Source organism: Algoriphagus formosus, from assembly GCF_002807035.1.
Taxonomy (GTDB): Bacteria; Bacteroidota; Bacteroidia; order Cytophagales; family Cyclobacteriaceae; genus Algoriphagus; species Algoriphagus formosus.
Genome location: NZ_NIUC01000002.1, coordinates 1,200,110 through 1,218,802 on the forward strand (window position 1 = coordinate 1,200,110; position 18,693 = coordinate 1,218,802).

24 protein-coding genes are annotated in these 18,693 nt (G+C 49.6%); 3 read left to right on the plus strand and 21 right to left on the minus strand.

Features of this window, described 5'->3' with window-relative positions; translation table 11 throughout:
• Entirely contained in the window at positions 1-378 is a 378-nt protein-coding gene (locus CDH51_RS11420) for a hypothetical protein (RefSeq protein ID WP_100628686.1), read from the minus strand.
• Positions 379-1,556: 1,178 nt separating this feature from the next.
• On the opposite strand from CDH51_RS11420, the gene CDH51_RS11425 reads away from it, so the two are divergent.
• The 3 genes from CDH51_RS11425 to CDH51_RS11435 are packed head-to-tail and all read left to right on the plus strand — an operon-like array spanning position 1,557 to position 2,734.
• Positions 1,557-1,994 carry a hypothetical protein gene (locus tag CDH51_RS11425; RefSeq protein ID WP_100628687.1) on the plus strand — a complete coding sequence of 146 codons (438 nt, stop codon included), beginning with the start codon at positions 1,557-1,559 and terminating at the stop codon, positions 1,992-1,994.
• Positions 1,995-1,997: 3 nt separating this feature from the next.
• Complete coding sequence (locus tag CDH51_RS11430) at positions 1,998-2,516, plus strand: zincin-like metallopeptidase domain-containing protein (RefSeq protein ID WP_157807092.1); 519 nt, start codon at positions 1,998-2,000, stop codon at positions 2,514-2,516.
• Complete coding sequence (locus CDH51_RS11435) at positions 2,516-2,734, plus strand: hypothetical protein (protein ID WP_026946177.1); 219 nt, start codon at positions 2,516-2,518, stop codon at positions 2,732-2,734. The genes CDH51_RS11430 and CDH51_RS11435 overlap by 1 nt, the downstream gene beginning before the upstream one ends.
• Positions 2,735-3,069: 335 nt before the next feature.
• Here CDH51_RS11435 and CDH51_RS20055 read toward each other — a convergent pair whose 3' ends face one another.
• From CDH51_RS20055 to CDH51_RS11525, 20 genes are all read right to left on the minus strand, one after another.
• Positions 3,070-3,237 carry a hypothetical protein gene (locus CDH51_RS20055; protein ID WP_155847122.1) on the minus strand — a complete coding sequence of 56 codons (168 nt, stop codon included), beginning with the start codon at positions 3,235-3,237 and terminating at the stop codon, positions 3,070-3,072.
• 76 nt (positions 3,238-3,313) lie between these two features.
• Complete coding sequence (locus CDH51_RS11440) at positions 3,314-3,649, minus strand: hypothetical protein (protein ID WP_100628689.1); 336 nt, start codon at positions 3,647-3,649, stop codon at positions 3,314-3,316.
• Positions 3,633-3,821 (minus strand): hypothetical protein, encoded by a 189-nt coding sequence (locus CDH51_RS20060; protein WP_155847121.1) that lies wholly within the window; start codon positions 3,819-3,821, stop codon positions 3,633-3,635. The genes CDH51_RS11440 and CDH51_RS20060 overlap by 17 nt, the downstream gene beginning before the upstream one ends.
• Before the next feature lie 33 nt (positions 3,822-3,854).
• A complete protein-coding gene (locus CDH51_RS11445; protein WP_026946175.1) occupies positions 3,855-4,280 on the minus strand; it encodes a hypothetical protein in 426 nt (141 codons plus the stop codon).
• Positions 4,277-5,209: a hypothetical protein gene (locus CDH51_RS11450; protein WP_100628690.1), complete on the minus strand. Its 933-nt coding sequence runs from the start codon at positions 5,207-5,209 to the stop codon at positions 4,277-4,279. The genes CDH51_RS11445 and CDH51_RS11450 overlap by 4 nt, the downstream gene beginning before the upstream one ends.
• Positions 5,206-6,243: a DUF6712 family protein gene (locus tag CDH51_RS11455; RefSeq protein WP_100628691.1), complete on the minus strand. Its 1,038-nt coding sequence runs from the start codon at positions 6,241-6,243 to the stop codon at positions 5,206-5,208. The genes CDH51_RS11450 and CDH51_RS11455 overlap by 4 nt, the downstream gene beginning before the upstream one ends.
• A 2-nt stretch (positions 6,244-6,245) precedes the next feature.
• Entirely contained in the window at positions 6,246-7,619 is a 1,374-nt protein-coding gene (locus CDH51_RS11460) for a hypothetical protein (RefSeq protein ID WP_100628692.1), read from the minus strand.
• Entirely contained in the window at positions 7,616-7,816 is a 201-nt protein-coding gene (locus CDH51_RS11465; protein WP_232724799.1) for a hypothetical protein, read from the minus strand. Before CDH51_RS11465 ends, CDH51_RS11460 begins: the two co-directional genes overlap by 4 nt.
• 153 nt (positions 7,817-7,969) lie before the next feature.
• The gene (locus CDH51_RS11470; RefSeq protein ID WP_100628694.1) at positions 7,970-8,872 is read right to left on the minus strand and encodes a hypothetical protein; all 903 of its coding nucleotides are present in this window, start codon (positions 8,870-8,872) and stop codon (positions 7,970-7,972) included.
• 28 nt (positions 8,873-8,900) lie between these two features.
• The gene (locus CDH51_RS11475; protein ID WP_100628695.1) at positions 8,901-9,185 is read right to left on the minus strand and encodes a hypothetical protein; all 285 of its coding nucleotides are present in this window, start codon (positions 9,183-9,185) and stop codon (positions 8,901-8,903) included.
• 17 nt (positions 9,186-9,202) lie between these two features.
• On the minus strand, positions 9,203-10,339 hold the full coding sequence (locus CDH51_RS20300) for a hypothetical protein (protein ID WP_232724800.1): 1,137 nt from the start codon (positions 10,337-10,339) through the stop codon (positions 9,203-9,205).
• Positions 10,340-10,916: 577 nt separating this feature from the next.
• Complete coding sequence (locus CDH51_RS11485; RefSeq protein ID WP_100628697.1) at positions 10,917-11,852, minus strand: hypothetical protein; 936 nt, start codon at positions 11,850-11,852, stop codon at positions 10,917-10,919.
• Between the two features lie 9 nt (positions 11,853-11,861).
• Complete coding sequence (locus CDH51_RS11490) at positions 11,862-12,509, minus strand: phospholipase D-like domain-containing protein (protein WP_157807093.1); 648 nt, start codon at positions 12,507-12,509, stop codon at positions 11,862-11,864.
• Positions 12,455-13,117, minus strand: coding sequence for a hypothetical protein (locus CDH51_RS11495; protein ID WP_100628699.1), 663 nt, complete (start codon positions 13,115-13,117; stop codon positions 12,455-12,457). Before CDH51_RS11495 ends, CDH51_RS11490 begins: the two co-directional genes overlap by 55 nt.
• Positions 13,114-14,070: a hypothetical protein gene (locus tag CDH51_RS11500; RefSeq protein WP_100628700.1), complete on the minus strand. Its 957-nt coding sequence runs from the start codon at positions 14,068-14,070 to the stop codon at positions 13,114-13,116. Before CDH51_RS11500 ends, CDH51_RS11495 begins: the two co-directional genes overlap by 4 nt.
• A gap of 13 nt (positions 14,071-14,083) precedes the next feature.
• Positions 14,084-14,572, minus strand: coding sequence for a hypothetical protein (locus CDH51_RS11505; RefSeq protein ID WP_157807094.1), 489 nt, complete (start codon positions 14,570-14,572; stop codon positions 14,084-14,086).
• Between the two features lie 85 nt (positions 14,573-14,657).
• Positions 14,658-16,238 carry a hypothetical protein gene (locus CDH51_RS11510; protein ID WP_100628702.1) on the minus strand — a complete coding sequence of 527 codons (1,581 nt, stop codon included), beginning with the start codon at positions 16,236-16,238 and terminating at the stop codon, positions 14,658-14,660.
• A gap of 18 nt (positions 16,239-16,256) precedes the next feature.
• The gene (locus tag CDH51_RS11515; protein WP_100628703.1) at positions 16,257-17,213 is read right to left on the minus strand and encodes a S49 family peptidase; all 957 of its coding nucleotides are present in this window, start codon (positions 17,211-17,213) and stop codon (positions 16,257-16,259) included.
• A gap of 95 nt (positions 17,214-17,308) precedes the next feature.
• Positions 17,309-18,094 (minus strand): hypothetical protein, encoded by a 786-nt coding sequence (locus tag CDH51_RS20065; protein WP_157807095.1) that lies wholly within the window; start codon positions 18,092-18,094, stop codon positions 17,309-17,311.
• A 42-nt stretch (positions 18,095-18,136) separates the two neighbouring features.
• On the minus strand, positions 18,137-18,670 hold the full coding sequence (locus CDH51_RS11525; protein ID WP_026946162.1) for a hypothetical protein: 534 nt from the start codon (positions 18,668-18,670) through the stop codon (positions 18,137-18,139).
• Positions 18,671-18,693 lie beyond the last annotated feature (23 nt).

An 18,693-nucleotide genomic window follows, 5' to 3' on the forward strand; every position in this document is an offset into this window, starting at 1 on the left:
TTAAGGAAGTTTAAGGTCACGTTTGATCCCTTCAGCTACCTCATTAGTAAAGTCCACCATTAGTCGGTTGGCTATGGAGTAGAAGTGACCAAAAACAAATCGATTGTGGATCGGGTATCGAGTAGTCCTAATTCGTCTTGACTTTCTGCTCCGCTTTTTTCTTTTGATGTCCAGAAATCGCTGACGAGCCAAGTGCTTCATGGTCAGTTTGCCGTCGAAATTATCAGCTGTCTCTACTTTAAAAATCCTAGATGATTCAGTCTGGCCAGTGTGAAAAGTTAAAATTTTACGCATGGCCAAGCCCTGGTTTTTCTCAAACCTGCTTGCCTCGTCTTCCAAAATTCTTCTGACAAACTCTTTTTTAACAATCGTATCCACCTATTGCCTATTAGTTAGGCTAAAGTATTTCGGTGGATCATTTCCAGAAAGGACAGAAAAAAGCCCTACCAAATGGCAGGGCTAGGTTTAAGGTTGAACCGGGTTGTTTTCCGAATCCAAGATCTTATCGGGTTTTAGTCCGGTAATTGATTTGATCTCTTGGATCAATCTCTTTAGGCTGGAGAGATCCATGTTTGCCAGTTTGTACTGGATGGTGAACGTTTTTGATGTTTTAGCCATAATGATATGTGGTGGACCGGAGCTGCTAGGCACACCAAACAACGTTGATATAAGCCCCAGGCCCTTACGGGTACCCGACTCCGATCCATATTTTTAAGGTTCATACTATTAGTGTTTGATGTTTTAGCGTTTGAAAGATACAAGGATCTGGTCTTTTTTTAAATAATAATAAATGAATGTTTAGGGGGTTGCCATTCGGCCAGGCTATTCGGGGCTTCGGTCCTTGCTTCGCATCAGACATACCCCTGCTATCCTTAACCCTAACAAATGCCTACGGCCCTGCGAGACGTCGCACCAGTGCTCGTCTGTGTAATAAGGGTGGGGCAACTGTAGGTTGCTATTCCCACGGCGCTGCGCGAGCTAAAAATAGGTGATGCCCAGGCATCTTTTTAAAAGGCGGGCGGCTGAATGCCGCTTGTTCCGCCAGAGCCACCAGTGGCTTGAACTGAGGCTGACGCCAATTAAAACCTGCGGTCCTGCGGGACATCGCACCAGTGCTCGTCTGTGCTATTCATAGGAGTTCGCCCAGGCTCACTAGAATATGGTGGGATTTTTTTGTTTCTCATATTTCGTCAGGGGGTCAAAGGGCTTGCAATTGCAATTCAAGGAGAGGGCGGAGTCGGGGTCAATCTTCAGCGAAACGGGCAGGTTTTCCAAAATTTGTTTGGAAAAGCCTGATTTTCAGCTGATTAATTTAAAAATATTCTAAATAAGAGGCTGATTTTCAGCCGTTTCTAGACACTTTTCAGCCTTTTTTGACTCAAAAAGCCTAAAAAATATCTCGATTAAATAGGGCTTTCGGGAGCACTTTTTTAAAGGCAAAATTTACTTGGGGTTAATCATAAGTAACTGATAAGCAGGAATTTATATTTGCATTTATATATACATATATGTATATTTATATATGTCAAATCAATAACACTTAAACAAAAAACACCATGGAAAAACAGTCCAAAACCCCCGCAAATCAGCCTAACAAATCAAAGGTAGTTGCAATTGATAGCCCCGAGATCAAAGCGATGAAAAAAGAGCTTGAAGAATTACGGGCGAAAGTCAAAGCCGAACCGCTAAGCCTTGAGGAAAAAATCAACTACTTCCAGGAGAAGCAGCGCAAAATTTCACAGCTGGCGAAGCTTGACGGATTCGCCGAGGCTTTAGTGACAATCGGCCAAGATGCCCAAGAGGCAAGCGAGCAAGACGAATTCTTTTCTGAAAAATTCGCCGTGAGAGTAAGCAAGAGATCAAACAGCTACAGAGAGGATTATGACGACGTTTTGAAGATTCAAAACCCCGTGCTAGTCGTGGAAGTCTTGGGCTATGCTTTAGAGCGAATCAACGCTAAGCGAAACAAACTAAAAACCGAAATCGAAGCCTAAGCCATGACAAAGACCGAGAACACACCCAAGAGAGAGCGAAAGCCCAACCCCAACAGGGAAAAGCTTTTGCAAATGTCAGCAGATGCAAGGAGCCTGAAAGATCGAATGATCCAAGAAGCCGAAACCGCAGAAGAGGCCTTTTGGTGGACCGCTCAAACGCTTAATTCTATCCTTTTGAAATACTTCTATAGGGTCCCCGAAGGCATGGAATTAGGCACTTTCCACCAGTGGAAGGCTAAAGGATGCATAATCAAAAAAGGTGAAAAGGCCTTGATCATTTGGGGGCAGCCCCTAAGCGCACAGCGAGCCGAAAAAGCCCAAGCCAAAGGAGAAGAAGCCCCAGAGGAGGACGGAAACGGAGAATATTTCCCTATGTGCTTTCTTTTCCGTGCTGATCAAGTCCTGACCCCTGAGCAGGTGGAAGCCGAAAAAACCAAGCGACAGGAGGCCAAGGAGAAGCGGGAGCAAATTTCCCAAGCTATCCAAGACCTCCAGACGGTCGATTTAGATTCTATTTTGTGATGGAGAAGCTAAAAGCCTTTTTAATTCTCCATGAAAAAAACCGGGTTTTCGGGTTTATCGCATGGCAAGCCCTTCATTGGATAGAAAAGGGCATGACCACCGAGGAAATGAAAAAAGAGATAGAAATCACGATTGAGATCTATTCTACTTTATCCTTTGATAAACCCGTATTTCGGGAGATTAACTTTCTCAAAGACATGAGAAAGCAACTAGAGTAAAAAATGCGCAGGGCTTAGTTTTCGTTTGCACTTCCTTTGAGAAATAGCCTTTGGACTTCGAGCCATAAATCTGAAAGCGAATCCGCAGACCCGAGCGAAACGGGTAGCTCTCGGGAGCTTATAGCCCGAAGCGGTGAACCACTCTTTTTTGAGGGGTTCCCGTGCGCTCCAAGCGGCGTGCCTCTCATCCACGGCGGCGCTGCGCGCCGATCACGTTGTTTTTCAATACGATGTATTGCCGTGGATGAGAGGCACCAGGTTGTTTATCTACTTTTTCCGTCTCTTCTCTGCTCTACCCCTAACAATCGCCGGAAAATGTTACCGCCCCGAATGTATTATGAGGTGGCCAAAATGATCCCTCCTAATACAGCCACTGCTAAAAAGATCCCTAGGATCACCAAAATGTTAGCAGAATTCTTTCGAATGGCACTTAAAAGCTTGATTTGCGTCTCTGCCAGCTCTCTTTCGCTGAGCTCAGATAATGGTTTTGGTCGATTGCTCATTGTGAAAAATTTTAGTGAGCTTGCAAACTAGCCTATCAATCGAAAAAAGTAAATACCATAAACAGGGTATTTTTCATTAAAAAATAGCTCTTTTTCCATCATATTGACCAATCACCACCCCGCTTTCAATGTCCTTGAAAAAGAGTACGGCTCCAGGTGCCATACCCTTTTTCATCCGGCAGTAGAGATACGCATTCTTCATCCAGGATTCCATTTCCTTAGGCTCAGTCCCGATCAGCTCCCGGTAAAGGCTCAAGCTGGGCAGATCGATTTCCACCGCTTTTTTATCCACCAGGAAATTAAATCCCAATACCACACGCTCTATGCGCTCTACTTTTTTGCCGGCTTGGACAATGTTCTTTTGCAGCTGCTTCCCAGATTTTTTCTCGGATCTTCTATTGGCTCTGTTCATGGGGATTGATTTTTTCTTTGGTAAACTTCCAGCCTTTGTATTCGAAGGGAAATTTCTGAAGCCTGGCATAACTGTGAGAGAATTCTGGATGAGCTTCACAGACTTTTGGCATACTGCTGTAAAGCTCTCGGATCCCGTCTTTCTCTATGATGATGACATGTATTAAGCTCATGGATAAATATACAGATTTATATATAAAGTCAGTCTAAAAAGTGACGGTCATAAAATAACCGTTCCATCCGCCGAAGGCGTTGTACTCGGGCTCGATGACGATGCTGCCGATCTCCAGCCGCCAGAAAAGACTGCAGCCGTCTTCCTGGCTTTCGATGATCAGGTCTTTTAGCTGATGGATGGCTTCCTCACATCGGCGGTATTGAGCCAGCTCTTTGGCTTCGGACTGACTGGGATCTCCCTTTTCGATCACCCAGAAGAGCGTGGTCCAGCTGTCGGTCTTCCGTCCGGATATACCCTCGGCGCTGTAGCTGGGCAGGACGGCCACGAGCTGTATGCCTCGCTTGTCATTCAGCTTACCGGTAGCCTGATTGTCATCCACGGCCCGGACATAGCCTTTGATGGCGGGGATCTCTTCCAGGAGCTCCTGCAGTTTGGTATCGAAGGTCAGGACGTTCATCGTTTTTTCTGTTTGGCTTTTGCTTTTTGATTCTCCAGGTGCTTCTCATACATGTAGACCAGGATGTCAAAGAACCCGGTCTTGTCGGCCTTGTCCACTTCGCCGAATACCTTCTGCTCTGCCAGCTGGAAGAGTACCCCTGTCCAGCCAGCCCCTCGCTGATCGGGGCGGATCGGCTCGGAATCTTCCCGGATAGCTTGCGGAAAGAGCGGAGAAAGATTGATCTCCCGTCCGCTGATCATCAGATCCTCGGTCTGGATGTAATGGAGGGCGTGACTAAACCACAGCAGGATCCCCGTGCGCTCCACCTGCCCGAGCCGTGCGGTGATCAGGGACAGCTCATCGAGTCTGGCCCGATTGAAGGGCTCCCGTCTGCGTCCGTCAAAGTCTTCTGCCCGCTGCCAGGATTCCCAGTCTTTCCGCTCCGGGCGGTACAGACAGGCAATCATCCGGCTGAGCTGATCTTCCTCCCTGCTGTCAAAGTAGGCCTGCATTTCTTCCACTGCCGCGCGCAACTCCCCGAAGGTGAGATCCGCTAGCAAGTGGCTCGGTCCGTACAAAACCACTTTTCCGGCTTTGACCTGGGGAAAGTGATTCAGTACGGGAGTGTAGTTGATTTCTAGCTGGCCTTTACTGTTGACCGCAAAGAGGAATGTGATCAGCTCTTCACACAGGATCGCGATCCTAGAATACTTTTCCTCCCGCTGCCGGTCGGTGAGTAGCCGTTCTTTTCGCACGGACTCGGCATCCCGCTCGATGTCCAGGAGATAGTAGAGACAGCGCACCTTGGCTTCATCAGGATCTATGATTCCGGAGGCAGCCAAGACAGCTTGTCTCAGACAATATTTTGCCTGGACAGAACTCATCTCATCCCAATGCGCCGGGATCTCCAGCTGCAGGTTTCGCTCGGGGATCTCGATCTGGTTCATGTACGGAAAAATTTGTTTTCTTCCTTATTCTCGGGCAGCACCGTAAACACGCCCGCATCCGGATCAGCTGATCGAATAAATACTTTGATATCATCGAGCAGCTCCCGGGCGTCATCGTTGAGGTTTTTGATGTGTATGTCGAGGATATCTTTGAGGGGAATCTGGGAGGCATTACGGGACTGCACCATGGAGCGGAAGTGCTGGACCACGCCCTCTGGCATGACCTGCACGCTCAGGCGCTTGACTGCGATGACCATTGCCAGCAAGGGCTGGACGGTCTGCACGTAGCGGAGCAGGCTGTCGTAAAACTCCTCCTGCTCCTCATCCAGGGATGGGATACCCCCTCCTGCTGATCCGCTGCCGCTTTCGGTCTCTCCGCTGGTCCAGCGCTGCAGCAAGGGGGTATAATGGGTTCCCAGGGCTTTCTTCAGCACATGGTTTTGAATCTCCCGGAGGAATGGCACCACGGTATAGAAGAAACTCTGACTGTGATCGACCATGGGATAGGCCTGCTGGAAGATGGCGATGGAGTTGACAAATAGCTCAAGGCTGGCTTTCCGATTTTCGGAGCCCATCCACTCAGCTATTTTGTTGGACTCCAGCCAGTCGATCAGCATGTCTGTGGTCTCATGAGCCATGCGGCGCTGGGCATCATCGTCTTTGTCGATCATCCACTCCCAAGCCATGGATTCATTGTCCCGGTCAATCTTCACTTTGCGCCCGCTGGTCTCGTGGCTGACGGTGTTCAGCTGATAGTATCGCAGGGTAGTCCGATAGGCAATCGGGATCTGCAGGAGCTGGACGAGCTTGTCATTCTTTGCCTCTTCAGCAGATGCATTCTCTTTCTGAAAGTCCGCACTGTTGTAGTGATTCAGAGCACGGGCCATCAGGTCACCTCCAACAAGCTTGGTCATCTGGTTTTCTTCCAGGATCCAGAGCGTGCGCGCCCGGTCAAAGTCATTGTTGGCATAGAAGGAGCTGGTGAGCTGCTGCAGTTCTTCGGCTCCGTTTCCGGATTTGTTGATCAGCATCATAGCTATTCAGTTACTGTGTTGACTACTCGTTTTTCGGGAGCCACATTCTCCTCACGCATCACCGTGTGATGGTAGAAGCCCATGCGGATGCCTTTTTTATTGGGGAAATTTGCCTGAATGTCCTGATTGATTGCTTCGAATACGACCTCCTCTGGGATAGTCGTGTCGCTGGCCATGTAGAGCTTCAGAGCGTAAAGCATCTCTGAACCGGAGCTCATCTTACCATTCACGATGATATTGGAAAGTGAAGGATGCAGTCCCATCCCGGAGGTGATGGCCGAGTCGGCCTTTTCACTGATCTTCAGCTGCGCCTCGATGAAGGTCTTCACGTTCTGATCGATCGCATTAATTTTCCACTCGCAGAGATTGCCATCCTCGTCATAGAAGTCCGTGGTCTCGATGAATTTGCCTGCGTTTTTTTTGCCGGTCAGTACAGAGGCCATCTTGTTGAAAAGCTCAGTTTTTGCCTCCTCCAGCATGGCGTCGATCTTGGCATCATCGAGCGTAGGATTGTTTTTCTCGAGCTTCTCCCGCTTATCAGTCCAATACTTTTCCGGCACATGGATGTGAAAGGCTGAAGTGATCCCGTTTTCGCTCAGGTAGGCCAGGACCTCGGGGATATCCGAAGACCGCATCATCCAACTGAGCGAACCAAAATAGCTCGGTGTGCTGTAGAAGTTGCGGCCAAAAGAATACTTATTGTGATAGCTGATCGAAACCCGATGGCGGAAGGGATCCGCGGGATTATATACCGGATAGGGAGTCATCCCTGAGTGCAGGCAGTGATTTTCGAAGTCGCCGGTATAGATCCTCCTCACGTTTTCGAGCCGCTTGGGTAGGGGATTTTCTGGCCACTCAAGCCGGGCATCCGTGCCGGGGATCACCTGCAGGCGGCGGATCATGCCCTGACCGCCTATACGTGGACCTCGATTGCGGATATGTTTCACAAATACCCCTTTCAGATATTTGAACTCCACCATGGCCATGTCAATGAATCGCCGATAGTCCCAGCTGTCGAGCCAGTCCTGGATCTCCGCATCTTCCAGGTACTCGCGCATCATATAGCCATCCTGATAGACTAGCCGGTAGAGTGCCGGACCCTGCCCGTAAAGCAGACCAATCTCCCGCTCGATGATGCCGGGCGCAAGATTGTTTTTGTCCATGATCTTGCGGATCTGGACGGGCAGGTCATTGTTTGCCCCGTAGGGTACGAGCCGAGCTCCATTCAGCAGATAAGGATCCGACTCCCAGTCTGTCCCCTTCGAGAGGGCCATGAGCTGGTCAAATGTCCCCTCGGGTGTCGTCCCAAAGGCGAAAGCCCCGGCGCTGGTATGCACTACACGGGTCTCCCCGATTTTCTTCACTTCTTGCGTCATGTCAGGATGAGTCTTTGTCCGTTGAAAGTCATGAGCGCAGGGATGTAGAATCGGCGATGCTCCAGCGTGTCCAGGTCGATGTATTCGATCAGTGCATCGGCATTCAGGTATTGCTCCCGCTTGTCAGTCAGCTTTAGCCTGGCACGTCGAACGGAGCAGACCCCTTGCGTGGACTGCTTGGTCTCCGAGTAGGACATAAAAGAGAAGCTAAAGGGCTGGTCCTTTTTGGACAGCTCCTGCATCTCACTCAGCGCCTGATATACGGTCTTCTGGCTCATACTCCGAATATCGGAGGAGCATAGGGGAGTGGAAAGGACATAAAAAAAGCCTCACTGGGAGGCTTTGGTCATTTAATCGATACTTAGATTCTTAAGATGTTTTTTCACTTCTGAAATTTCATTTTTCTCTTCATAGATTTTTTTAAGAACAAAATCTAGAACATATCTCAAACTCAATGCTTTTTCAAGACACTCAGAATCTGATAATTTATGTACACCAACAGATGCTGATCCATAAAGTAATTTAAACGGATTAGTACCCAACCCCTTCAAGGATTCCGGTAAAAACCCATATACTTCTTCAAGTAAATCAGGTGTTTTATGCGTTAATCTATGCTCCTCTAACAACTGTTTTACTTTAATGCTTTTTGGATCATCCAATTCTGAAACTTGCTCTAAAAGCTTTATCAATTCTGATTCAACAACTCTTCTAAAATATACAAAAGCACCAATACCATAATTTCCGGAGAGATTCATCAATGCTTTTCTATAAAAATCCAAATTCTCCTTACTAAGGATCTTTGAAACGTATCCTTCGGCTTTTACTGAGTATGGAGGTGTTTGCCCGATTTTCTTTCCGTACAAATAGTATTCACCAACTTCATTTTTTTCAGTAAAAAACTCAATCAAAAACATAGGGTTGTCTTTCTTGCAATTTTGGCATTGACCAATCACTTTTTCAATAAACCTTTGACCAATTTCATCAAGTAACCGGTACTCTCCGTATTTTTTTGATCTATCACCAGGTCCAAAACCATATGTCAAATGGTCCGTCATTTCTTTAATTGTATAGTCTTCAAGTTTTAAAAGGTGAGTTTGAGGGTCTTCGGCACAATTACAAGAAAATGGAAAACCAAAATCATAAAGAGTTCTTGGATCTATTGCAATTTCTGGATTTAGTAAAATTTTCCTGTACAAAGGAGAATCAGATAACAACTCTCTTAGCCCATCACATTTAATTGGTTTAACCTTCATTAGTCAAGATTTTTTGGCAGAATTTAATTTAGTTTTTCAAAAACCTGGAATTCAACCAATTTTCAAATACAGAAAAATAAGCCTCCTTTTCTTCGATGAAAATCCAGTTTTTTGGAACATCATGAGCTTCTATAAATAATTCCAATTGACCCAAAGCGAATTCAAGGTTCAGTCCTAATCCAGAAATTAAATTCAAAAATTTTCCAATTAAATCTGGCCCAAAAGATGTATAAGCCTTCTTTAAATCGATTCGATCATGAGGAGTAGTTTGGAAAAAATGTTCAATTATCTCGTTTTCTAATTGTTTGCTCATTTCCAAATATATTAAAATCACCTCACACTCGCATCACCTACATTGACCTTCCTGGCTCCGCCTACTTTTCTTCTCAGATCCCGCTTCATCATGAGGTATTTGAAGCTATCGGAGGGATTGGTACTCTCCAAGGGAAGGCGATGGATAGGCAGCTTCTCGGTACTCTTGTCCTTCACCACGACAAAGTTTCCTTTGGCATTGGCTTTTTTCTTCATCCTGGCATCTTCCAGGCTGCAGCGTAGGGGCTTGCAGTGATAGAAGTCGATACGCACTTTGGGCAGTCTCGGATTCTGCTCGGCCAGGCATTCCATCATGAAGTTGTATTCTTCATTCTGATAGATATTGCCCTGTCCTTCGCTCATCAGAATCACTTTCCAGCCGGTCTTATTTCCCTCTCCATCCACTTCGATCGCGCGCTTCATCTGCGTAGCCAGATCCTGCTTGGCTTTGGCGTAGTTATTGGCTGCCCGGTCATACCACATATTCAGGGTTTTCTCCCGATGGGGCTTGTAGTAGGCTAGAAACTTATCTGCCAGCTCTCTTATCCACTCCGGAGAGAGGGTAAAGAGAAACTTGGTACAGCGATAGTATTTGCCATCATCCTGAGCCATCGTCATGCTGATCATATTGCCAAAGTCCAGCCCACAATCAATGGCTTTCTTTCGGTTGTGATACTTCAGGATGCGGCAGTCTTCCTCATCATTCAGCCCAAAGCGAGCCGCCCAATCCGGATCTGTTCCGTCCATGTAGAAGTGCCGGTCCTGCAGGTTGGCATAGAAAAGCTCGCCTTTCTCAGGCTTGGGCTTCATGGATAGGACCGTAGTCTTGGAGTCCAGGAAGTCATCTGAGAAAGCATCGTCAAACCATTCGGGCGTCAGGATATCGACATTGACATAGGAACTGGCGACATAGAACATCGTGTGAGTGTCCTTGTGCATCCGTGCCGCTGTCCATCGCTCCTCCCATCGCTTCCAGACACGTTTCTTCTTCAGGATCTCCTCCCGGTCTTTGCTCTCTACAGCTGCGGCATATTCGCCCAAGGCTTCATTGAGCACGAAGGCCACTTTCAGCACCAGCATGAGCGCTTGGGTCTTCATCCGCTTGCCGCGCTCCAGGATCCAGTCATACTGCCCGATCTTGTCGGTGTCCGGCATATCTGTCGTGAAGGTATGCCCCCGATAGAAGGGACTGTGACCGTACTTCACACGCATGCCCCGGATGGCTTTCTGCATATTGGAAATGCGGTCCTTGCGGAAGTACTTCACCTCATCTCCGAATAGGTGGACGTAGTTACCCCCGGCAAGGGAGGCGGGACGGTCGAGCGAACCGAAAGTTACATTCAGCCCGGTAAAGAAGATCATGGTATTGTTATAGGTCCCGATCTGATTGTAGGGCTTCCAGAAGTGCTCCTTGATATTGGGAGGAAGGTCGGGCACTTCTACAGGGCTGAATTCGGGCGGACGCTTACCGATCACGTAGTGGGTACCCTCATAGATCCCTTTCAGCTGCAGACCTTCTTTGACTGTCCGGAGGACGTTCTTCTGAAGGTTGGCATAGGTATCAGCTACCCAGGCTACCGGCGCCCCAGGCATGTCATAGATCATCTCTACCAATCGCTCCACTTGGATGTCTGTGGTCTTCGAAGAGCCCCGGCCGGCGATCATGTACAGGAATCGCGGCAATATCATCAGGCAGAGTTGCGAGAGCCAGTTGGCAAAGGCCACGGCAACATTAGGACTCTTCGGGTTGACTGTCTTCCTCCAGCTCATGCAGGCGTTCTTCTAAGTTGATATGCTCGATTCGTGCGTCCTGTCGGGCGCGGATTTTATCCCGCTCGGGGATCTCCAGGGATTCGATCTGACGGGCCACTTCCTGTCGGTCGATGCTGTGTAGTCCCACATCTCCTGGATTGAGGGAGTAGAAGCGGATGGGCTTGGCAAACTGCTCTGCAGGTGGCTTCTCCGGATCATCCTTGTCAAGCCCCAGCATGCGTGAGGCCTGGGTGATCAGGTTGCCATAGACCTCCCAGTCTTTGGAGCTGGCGGCATTGTCCCGGACGATCAGGGCGGCTTCCTGAAGCTGCTCGGCAAATTTGTGCCGTAGAGCTTTCCGCTCGATCTGCCGGTCGGCATAGAAGAGATTGATCGCCTCATCGTACATCTCCGAGGCACGGGCGTATTTGAGCCCGAAAGGCGGCTTGGTAAAGAAAGCCACGGTATTCCTGCGGCCTATCTTTCGGCCCATCCCGGCAAAGATCAGCAGGGCATCCAGATAGATAGCCTCTTCATTCTTGAGATCATTCAGAGATCCCGATTCGATGTAGTCCCGCAGATTTGCCAGCAGTCTCTTTTCGTCAAATCCCCCGAAGATATCCAGCTTGGAGATTTCCCAGGATTTGTTTCTCCGGATCTTGGCCAGATGCTCGGAGGCGGTGACGTTGCCTCCTTCGGTCGCCTGCAGGAGAGCCAGCTGTTCTTTGGCAGCAGCCATGAGCTTACCACGGCGGATGTAGTAGCTAACCTTGCTCTCTGGATCTTCGGCAGCCTGGACAAAGAAGACTTTGTCCACATCGAAATACATGGCCATCTGCTCCAGAGAATAGCCCAGTGCAGCAAGGTTTTCGAGTTCTTTGGCAACTTCTTCGGTGAGTGAAAGACCTAGGTTCATAGCTTGAAATTAATCTTCAGAATACTGCTCAGAAGGACAGATGCAGGATTTGCGGAATTGATAGACCTCTGGATCATTCATCCAGATGTATTGCTCGTGCAGGGCATTCTCGGAGAAATTGCCCGATCCCTCGACGACAAAGTGATGTCCGCCAGCCTCCATCAGGGTGATCTTGCTGTGATTCCAGCAATAGTTGACCGTGAAGTCTCGGCTCTGCCGCTGCAGCTCGATCAGGTCATAGACCTTGGGCATGCGGTGCCGGATACTGTCTGAGATACTCAGCCGGATCCTCTTGATCTGGCCTTTGTCATACCACTTGATCATGCTGGTCAGGATGCGCTCATTGAGTGAGTAGGTAGATAGGCAAAGCTCCTGGATCTCGCCCACATGCTTGATCACATAGACGATGAAGGTGAAGGCATTGAAGCTTTTGAGCGTGAAGAGAAAGACCGCCTCACCTGGCTCAGGTGTTTTGCCTGTGAACTGCTTGAGGGATTCGATCTTCGCTTCATGCCTCCGGATGAATTTTGCCCGTAGTACTTCCGAACGGTCTCCTGCCTGGACAGGCTCGGGAGGGTTCAATTCCGAGAGACTGAATAGCTTCATTGGTATTTCATCAGGAGTTTGGTGACTTCCTCCAGTTGCAAGCGCTTCCATCTCAGGCGCTCGGTGCGCTCAGCCTCCAGATGGGGCTTGGTGCCAGAGCTCAGCTCCTTCTCGATACGCCAGATGTTATGTTCGAGCTTGCCTTTCAGCTGGACCAGCTCCACAGGATTCAGCGCGCGCAGGCTTTGCAGCTCCCGCAGCTGCTTGAATATGGGATGCTTTCCCAGGACATGGCCATGCTCTTTGTAGTGGACAAATTCGGCGATGATGGCCCTGTTTTCCAGGTAGCTACGCACCAGGACTTTGACCGTGGACAGCTGCTCTTCAGGAGTTACACAATCAAAGAGCAGGGCATGGGCTCGGGTGTAGCGGTGATAGGCGGAGATCTTGTCTGCAGCGAGGATCTTCAGCTCGGGCGGACAGTTGAGCTCGTTGAGAAAGGGCCAATTGTCCCTGAACTTCTCCCCCCGGGTGATCTGCCTGGGGTCCAGCCCAAACCGACGGCATAGCTCATGGATTAAGATAGGATAGTTTGCCTGGCTGTCTGCCTGGATAAGCTTTAGAAAAGGATGGTCTTTGCCGGCCAGCAAAGCAAAAAGCCGGACACCCTCATGAAGAGGTGCGCCCGACTTTACCCAGCCTATTACTTCGAGCCTCATTTCTCCCACCGCGATTTCTCAGGAAATAGCTTCTTGAGATACGGGAGCACGTGAGGCCATCCTTTGTCGTTGTGATTGATGAATTTGCGCTCTTCAAATACCCGCTGCAGGATCGCAGGATTCGGACTGGAAGACCAGACCGATGCCACGATGGAGCCTTTATCATCATTACGGGTGATGATGGGACGCTCATCCGGAAAGTGGGTATTGAAGTAGAGCGAACTGATCAGATGCCCTTCTTTCTGACATTTGAAAGTCGCCAGGGTCTCTGCGAGCTTGGTCTTTTCGAATACTACCGGCACATGGGCCGCATAGTCGAAAGCTTTGGCCAGCTTGAGCTTTGCCAGGGCTTTCAGGGTACGGACCGAATTGTCCCGGTACACACCGCCTGCAGATCCTTTCTCCTTCAAGGGGCCCATGGCTTTTCTCACCAGGAGATCCTCGGGGTGGACCTGAGCTACCGGATAGATATCATCATTGGACCAGACAAAGATCTCGTCGACCAGATCGGAGGCGATCACTGTGGCCAGCTTGTCGGCTACATCGATCTGCGGATTGGTATTGGTCCGGGCATGGGGAATGTGGATGATATCCTTTCCAAACCATGGAGCTGCATCTCCCACAATTATGATGCGTCCAAGTTCCTTAAAGTTTTGCTGCCAAGCACGGACGGCATATAGCAGCTCATCTCCTTTGGCTAATTTAGCCACATAGGGGATCACCACATGGATACCCAGATCCTGAGGCATTCCCGATACCACATCGTTATCAGATATTGCTTCTGGAGACGGATCTTCCACCGATTCGGCAGGCTTTACTGCTTCTGTAGGTTCTTCCGCTACCTCAAGCTCCTCTTTCTTCGGAGCTTGTGCTTTCTTTGCGGCCGTTCTTTTGGCCGGAGCTTTGCGAGTAGAAGCCCCGGACTTAGCCGGGGCTGTTTTTTTTACTGTCATAAGCGATCAGGATTTAGATACCTCCTCCTCCGGAGCTGCCTGCAGTAGGCTCATCCGCTACCGGCGGATCCTCTCCAGTCCAGTGAAGGGTCTTATTGCGCGTGCGCTGTCCCTGTGTCCAGGTAAGCGTGGTCATTTTCCCCTCATTGTTGTCCTGTCCTTCGGCGGCGAAGTACAATGGATTACATGGGGTACCGTGCAGGCGCTTTCCTTCATTGTCACCGCATTCCTCAGTGATGAGGATATGGCCCTCGTTGAGGTCCTCCTGCATCCAGCCTGCGGCATGCTTGTCATCTCCGGGACGCTGTCCGCTCACAGTCGCGATCCATCCGGCCATTTCGTCCTGCGGATCTCCGTCCGTACTATCCGCACGGTTGATCGATCTGGGGACTAGGTAGATGGCAATGCCTTTGGCGCCTTCCTTCAGGGCAAAGTTGCCTGTCGCTTCCACGCCGCTTCGCTCAGGGAAGGAGAGCACATCAGATGCCCGGTACACCTTCACGTTCGGCTTCTTAGGGACGGGAGCTCCCGCCCCCGTCTTGATCTTTGGTAAGGATACTTTTACGTAAGTCATGGTCTGCTATCGTTTAGATTCCTCCTCCTCCTGAGCTGCCAAAGTCCGTGATGGACTTGTTAGGATCAGTTCCCTTGTTCTGCTGATAGGTTGTATGAGCACCATAGACAGAAGTGATCAGAGCCTTAGGATTGTATCCAGAAGGCACGTAGGCAAAGACTGCCTCACCATAAGCAAATCCGGCACCCAGCCAGTATTCACCGAAGAGCTTCGCCTGGTAATCTTGCTTCTGTACATCGTTGATGACATTCGGCAAATCATTCTTGTGGCGGATTTTCTTCAAATTGATACCAGGAGTGGCAAAGAGGATCGGAGATCCATACATCCCTTCCATAGGCACCAATACCTGATTGGAGAAGTCGATTCGGTCGCCTCCGAAGTTCGGGTCAGTCGTACCGCTGCCGGCACCCCAAACATTCTTATAGGCGATCTTGTAGCGTCTCCAAAACTCATAGGAGCAGGCAATGCTCATATTCAATGAGCGGAAGATAGGCGCAAGCCAGCCTGTATATTCCTGCATGAAGGTCAGCATCTCCTGATCCGTACAATTGGTGTAGTCAAAGCCATCACCGTCGAAGTATTTAAACCTCTTTGGATTACCGTTTTCCAAAGAATCCACAAGCTGGGTTTCCAATCCGTCCATGGAGTTTTCCGGAGCAGTTCCGGCTTGTCCTTCTGATACTACACCGGCATCGACAAACTTACCCTTGAAGATCATCCGCAGCTCGATGTCCTGCATCAGTTGCGGAAATACCAATTGACCCCAGATGTACTTCGTGATCGGCATCTGATCCACAGACAGCCCTTCATCATACATGTGCAGCATGTAAGATTCCAATACCTCAGAAGGAATCACCGGCATGTTGATCTTGTGACGATAGTTCTTGATCGTCAAAGGCTCAAACTTGGTCTGTCCTGAGGGTGTCCACTTGTTAGTGAACTGCTGAGACACCGAGGTGATCAGTGCCTGAGTCGCTCTCCACTCGGTGATAGCCATGCCTGAAGTGAAGTATTGAGCCGAGCTAAATCCTGAGAACAGTGCTTTCACCTCTTCCAGATTGTTCTGGTTTTGGCTCAGGTAAGTACCGAACTCCTCCTTCAGATTGTCCACATCGATCGTTTTGGCTGCTGCTTCCACGTCTCTCATGCGACCGGTCTTGATGAAGTGATTCACTTCGGCATAGTGTGCGGCTGTCACCTTGATGCCCTTGATACGAGGCACGTTTGCTTTGCCTTTGGGCAAGTCCTCAGCCGATACTTCCGGCTTCAGATCCTCTTCCTCCTCAGCACTGAGCGTACTGACGAGCTTCTGTAGCTTCGCCTTTTCGGCATTGGCCGTTGCCAGCTTTGCCTGAATGTCTGCTACCTCCTGCTTGTGCTTGTCTGCCAAGCCCAAGACTACATCGGCACCGATGTCGGTGCTCTCCGACGCCTTGCCCCCGGATTGGATGTAGGCCTCAAATGATTTGGCCTTTTCCTCCCCCAGTAGCGTGGCGATTTCTGCGCGCTGGTCCTCAGTGAGGCCAGGCTTTTCATCGACTTTGAATTCTTTGATCCCAAAGTACTTCAGCATCGATGCCAAGAGTTTTTCCATCTGCTTGTGGTTAAATGGTTATATGATAGATTTTGCGTGAGTCAATGTCTGTGCGACCTGCACGGCAGTCATGCTGTCGCCGATCTTGTCAATCAGTCCGTATTCTTTCGCCTGATCGGCAAAGAAGGTGCGCCCGGTCAGGATCCCTTCCACATCGGTTTTCAGCTTTCCGTCCCGGTTGCGCTTCACCGCATCCTGGAATGATTTGGCCATCGGATCGAGGAAGTTTTGCTGGATGATGGCATAGTCTCCATCCAGCGCCTCTTGATAGCCTTCGTTTTTGTGCTCGCTGTAGGTCGAGTAGATGATGTGGGTTTTGACACCTGCTTTGGACTGCAGCTCCCGATAGTCTGTCAGCTGGAGCATGACTCCGATACTGCCGACCATGGAGGAGATGCTGTTGTCCGCGACGATGTAATCACTCTCGGATGCCGTCCAGTATCCTGCGGAGCAGGCCAGATCCAAAGAGGCCACAACAGGTTTCTTCTTGGATTTGGCATAGCGGATGGACTCGGTCATGGGAGCGACTGCGTCGACTGCTCCCCCACCAGTGTCGATGTCCAAGACTATGGAGCCGATGTTTTTGTGATTGGCAGCCTCCATGATCATCCCGGCGATCTCCTTGGTGCCGTAGCTACACCATGTGCCGTACTTGAGCATGGTGCCTTTTACGGGAATGATAGCCGTGGATCCGGGAGCGGCATTCCCCCAGGGGTCGAGCTCCTCTTCTTCTTCGTACTCTTCCTCATCGTCCCACTCACGGAGCAGGACAGAAGAGCGGCGCTGATCCTCAGATATTGCGACCAGATGCATGGAACGGCGAGGCCTCATGCTGCTGAGCTTGACGGATTTCTGGCTGATGATCTCCCGTGCCTGATCGATCAGGCCCGAAAGCTCCTCCGGACGGACAAAGAAATGTCCCCTGGCGATCTGGGAAATCAGTAAGAATGGCCAATTGGCGGCAAGTCTGTGCATTGTTCTGTGGTCTGACTAGTATTCTGGAATACAAGAATACCCAGGCACAGATGCCATAGAAAGGACGGGGAAAGGGGCTTTTTCTCAATTAATTATCAGCCTAAGTCAACTGCTCTGACAAGAATCTCCTTATTAGAATCAATTTCAAATGAGTGATTGAATGTGCCCGTGCCAGGTATGCTTACAGGCTGCGAATCAATCAATACTGAATCAATCAGCAGCTGAAGGAAAGGAGATTCTGGTGAACCCTCTGCTATATCCAAATAGGAATATTGAATTCGAATCGTGTCACCCTGAAATACATTGACAGTACCGGTACCATTGCCAAACTGCTCCAGCTTTAGTACTTCATTGGCATATATCCTCACATTTGCATCAATAAAGTCAGGCTCAGATTCCCACTCTGACAGTTCATAAGATATGGTAAGTGGAACAGGATCAGGTTCGGGTTCCGGCTCTGGCTCTGGATCAGGCTCAGATTCAACTTCTTCAGGCTCTCCTGCAAAGATCCATGGGAAATGCCAGGACTGATGGCTGAAGGAAATGGGCTTCTGCCGGATGCTGACTGTCTCATCCAGTCGCACGGGCAGGTCAGGGTCTCCTATTATATACTGTGTCTCATCCTTGTCCAGTGTGATTCGGATAATGACGATCTGATGAAGGTCCAGTTTGCTCCGGAGCATGGCTGAGAAGCTGGACTCGTAGAGCCTCCCTGCTTTGGTGTGTGACTTTCGCACGCTGAGGGTGGCACCGGGGATGATGGGAATCTCCGTCCAGGAGGCATCGATGAGAAGGTGACCTTCCGATGCTTCGATAAAGGTATTGATCGCGGAGACGGGAGCGTATTCCAGGCGGCAGATGTTGCTGATGCGTTCGGTCATTTTTACGAGTGTTTTTCGTGATATCGGCGAAAGAAATCCGGGTTATTTTTGAAGGTATTTTTCGGGCTCGCACTCGATCCGCTGATTGCGGGACCAGGCTTTTTGAAAGAGCTGATTCACCTGCTCCTCAAAGGCCCGGAGCTCCTCCCGGTACTGGCGCTTTTTGATGGTCTCATTGTCTGAAAACAAGCTGGTCAATTTCCGCGACACGATATAGGACTCAATGATGTCTTTCTGCTGATAGCCTTTACGCAGTCCCTTCAGGTAGTATCGGTCCATATCCAGATTGTAGATGACCTCCAGAAGATCATTGAGCCGGTGGATGTCCTCGGCGGTATAGTGCAGAAAGTGACCGGGTGCCGTATCCAGTCCCTTGCAGCGGGGCAGGCGAAGCATGATCGTACCCTCGGTCGGCTCCTCCCGGATGGGTCGGTCGGCATAGCGCACAAAGCAGGTAAGCAACTTGCCCGCTTCGGTCTCGCGGGTGACTCTCAGACTGCCGTCGGGCAGCTCTTCAAACAGGTAATGGAGAAACAGCCGGATGTGCTGCTTTTTGACCGTGAACGCTATCTTCATGCAGGCTTTTTTCTTAAAAATAA

What these genes read in the sequence shown, in the direction of transcription:
- CDH51_RS11500 (WP_100628700.1), bottom strand. Translation starts at nt 14,070, where the DNA reads ATGACAGTAAAAAAAACAGCCCCGGCTAAGTCCGGGGCTTCTACTCGC.
- CDH51_RS11435 (WP_026946177.1), top strand. Translation starts at nt 2,516, where the DNA reads ATGGAGAAGCTAAAAGCCTTTTTAATTCTCCATGAAAAAAACCGGGTT.
- CDH51_RS11525 (WP_026946162.1), bottom strand. Translation starts at nt 18,670, where the DNA reads ATGAAGATAGCGTTCACGGTCAAAAAGCAGCACATCCGGCTGTTTCTC.
- CDH51_RS11430 (WP_157807092.1), top strand. Translation starts at nt 1,998, where the DNA reads ATGACAAAGACCGAGAACACACCCAAGAGAGAGCGAAAGCCCAACCCC.
- CDH51_RS11445 (WP_026946175.1), bottom strand. Translation starts at nt 4,280, where the DNA reads ATGAACGTCCTGACCTTCGATACCAAACTGCAGGAGCTCCTGGAAGAG.
- CDH51_RS11440 (WP_100628689.1), bottom strand. Translation starts at nt 3,649, where the DNA reads ATGAACAGAGCCAATAGAAGATCCGAGAAAAAATCTGGGAAGCAGCTG.
- CDH51_RS11510 (WP_100628702.1), bottom strand. Translation starts at nt 16,238, where the DNA reads ATGGAAAAACTCTTGGCATCGATGCTGAAGTACTTTGGGATCAAAGAA.
- CDH51_RS11485 (WP_100628697.1), bottom strand. Translation starts at nt 11,852, where the DNA reads ATGAACCTAGGTCTTTCACTCACCGAAGAAGTTGCCAAAGAACTCGAA.
- CDH51_RS11455 (WP_100628691.1), bottom strand. Translation starts at nt 6,243, where the DNA reads ATGATGCTGATCAACAAATCCGGAAACGGAGCCGAAGAACTGCAGCAG.
- CDH51_RS11450 (WP_100628690.1), bottom strand. Translation starts at nt 5,209, where the DNA reads ATGAACCAGATCGAGATCCCCGAGCGAAACCTGCAGCTGGAGATCCCG.
- CDH51_RS11425 (WP_100628687.1), top strand. Translation starts at nt 1,557, where the DNA reads ATGGAAAAACAGTCCAAAACCCCCGCAAATCAGCCTAACAAATCAAAG.
- CDH51_RS11490 (WP_157807093.1), bottom strand. Translation starts at nt 12,509, where the DNA reads ATGGAAGCGCTTGCAACTGGAGGAAGTCACCAAACTCCTGATGAAATA.
- CDH51_RS11515 (WP_100628703.1), bottom strand. Translation starts at nt 17,213, where the DNA reads ATGCACAGACTTGCCGCCAATTGGCCATTCTTACTGATTTCCCAGATC.
- CDH51_RS11475 (WP_100628695.1), bottom strand. Translation starts at nt 9,185, where the DNA reads ATGAGCAAACAATTAGAAAACGAGATAATTGAACATTTTTTCCAAACT.
- CDH51_RS11470 (WP_100628694.1), bottom strand. Translation starts at nt 8,872, where the DNA reads ATGAAGGTTAAACCAATTAAATGTGATGGGCTAAGAGAGTTGTTATCT.
- CDH51_RS11495 (WP_100628699.1), bottom strand. Translation starts at nt 13,117, where the DNA reads ATGAGGCTCGAAGTAATAGGCTGGGTAAAGTCGGGCGCACCTCTTCAT.
- CDH51_RS20055 (WP_155847122.1), bottom strand. Translation starts at nt 3,237, where the DNA reads ATGAGCAATCGACCAAAACCATTATCTGAGCTCAGCGAAAGAGAGCTG.
- CDH51_RS11465 (WP_232724799.1), bottom strand. Translation starts at nt 7,816, where the DNA reads ATGTCCTACTCGGAGACCAAGCAGTCCACGCAAGGGGTCTGCTCCGTT.
- CDH51_RS20300 (WP_232724800.1), bottom strand. Translation starts at nt 10,339, where the DNA reads ATGCCGGACACCGACAAGATCGGGCAGTATGACTGGATCCTGGAGCGC.
- CDH51_RS20060 (WP_155847121.1), bottom strand. Translation starts at nt 3,821, where the DNA reads ATGAGCTTAATACATGTCATCATCATAGAGAAAGACGGGATCCGAGAG.
- CDH51_RS11460 (WP_100628692.1), bottom strand. Translation starts at nt 7,619, where the DNA reads ATGACGCAAGAAGTGAAGAAAATCGGGGAGACCCGTGTAGTGCATACC.
- CDH51_RS20065 (WP_157807095.1), bottom strand. Translation starts at nt 18,094, where the DNA reads ATGACCGAACGCATCAGCAACATCTGCCGCCTGGAATACGCTCCCGTC.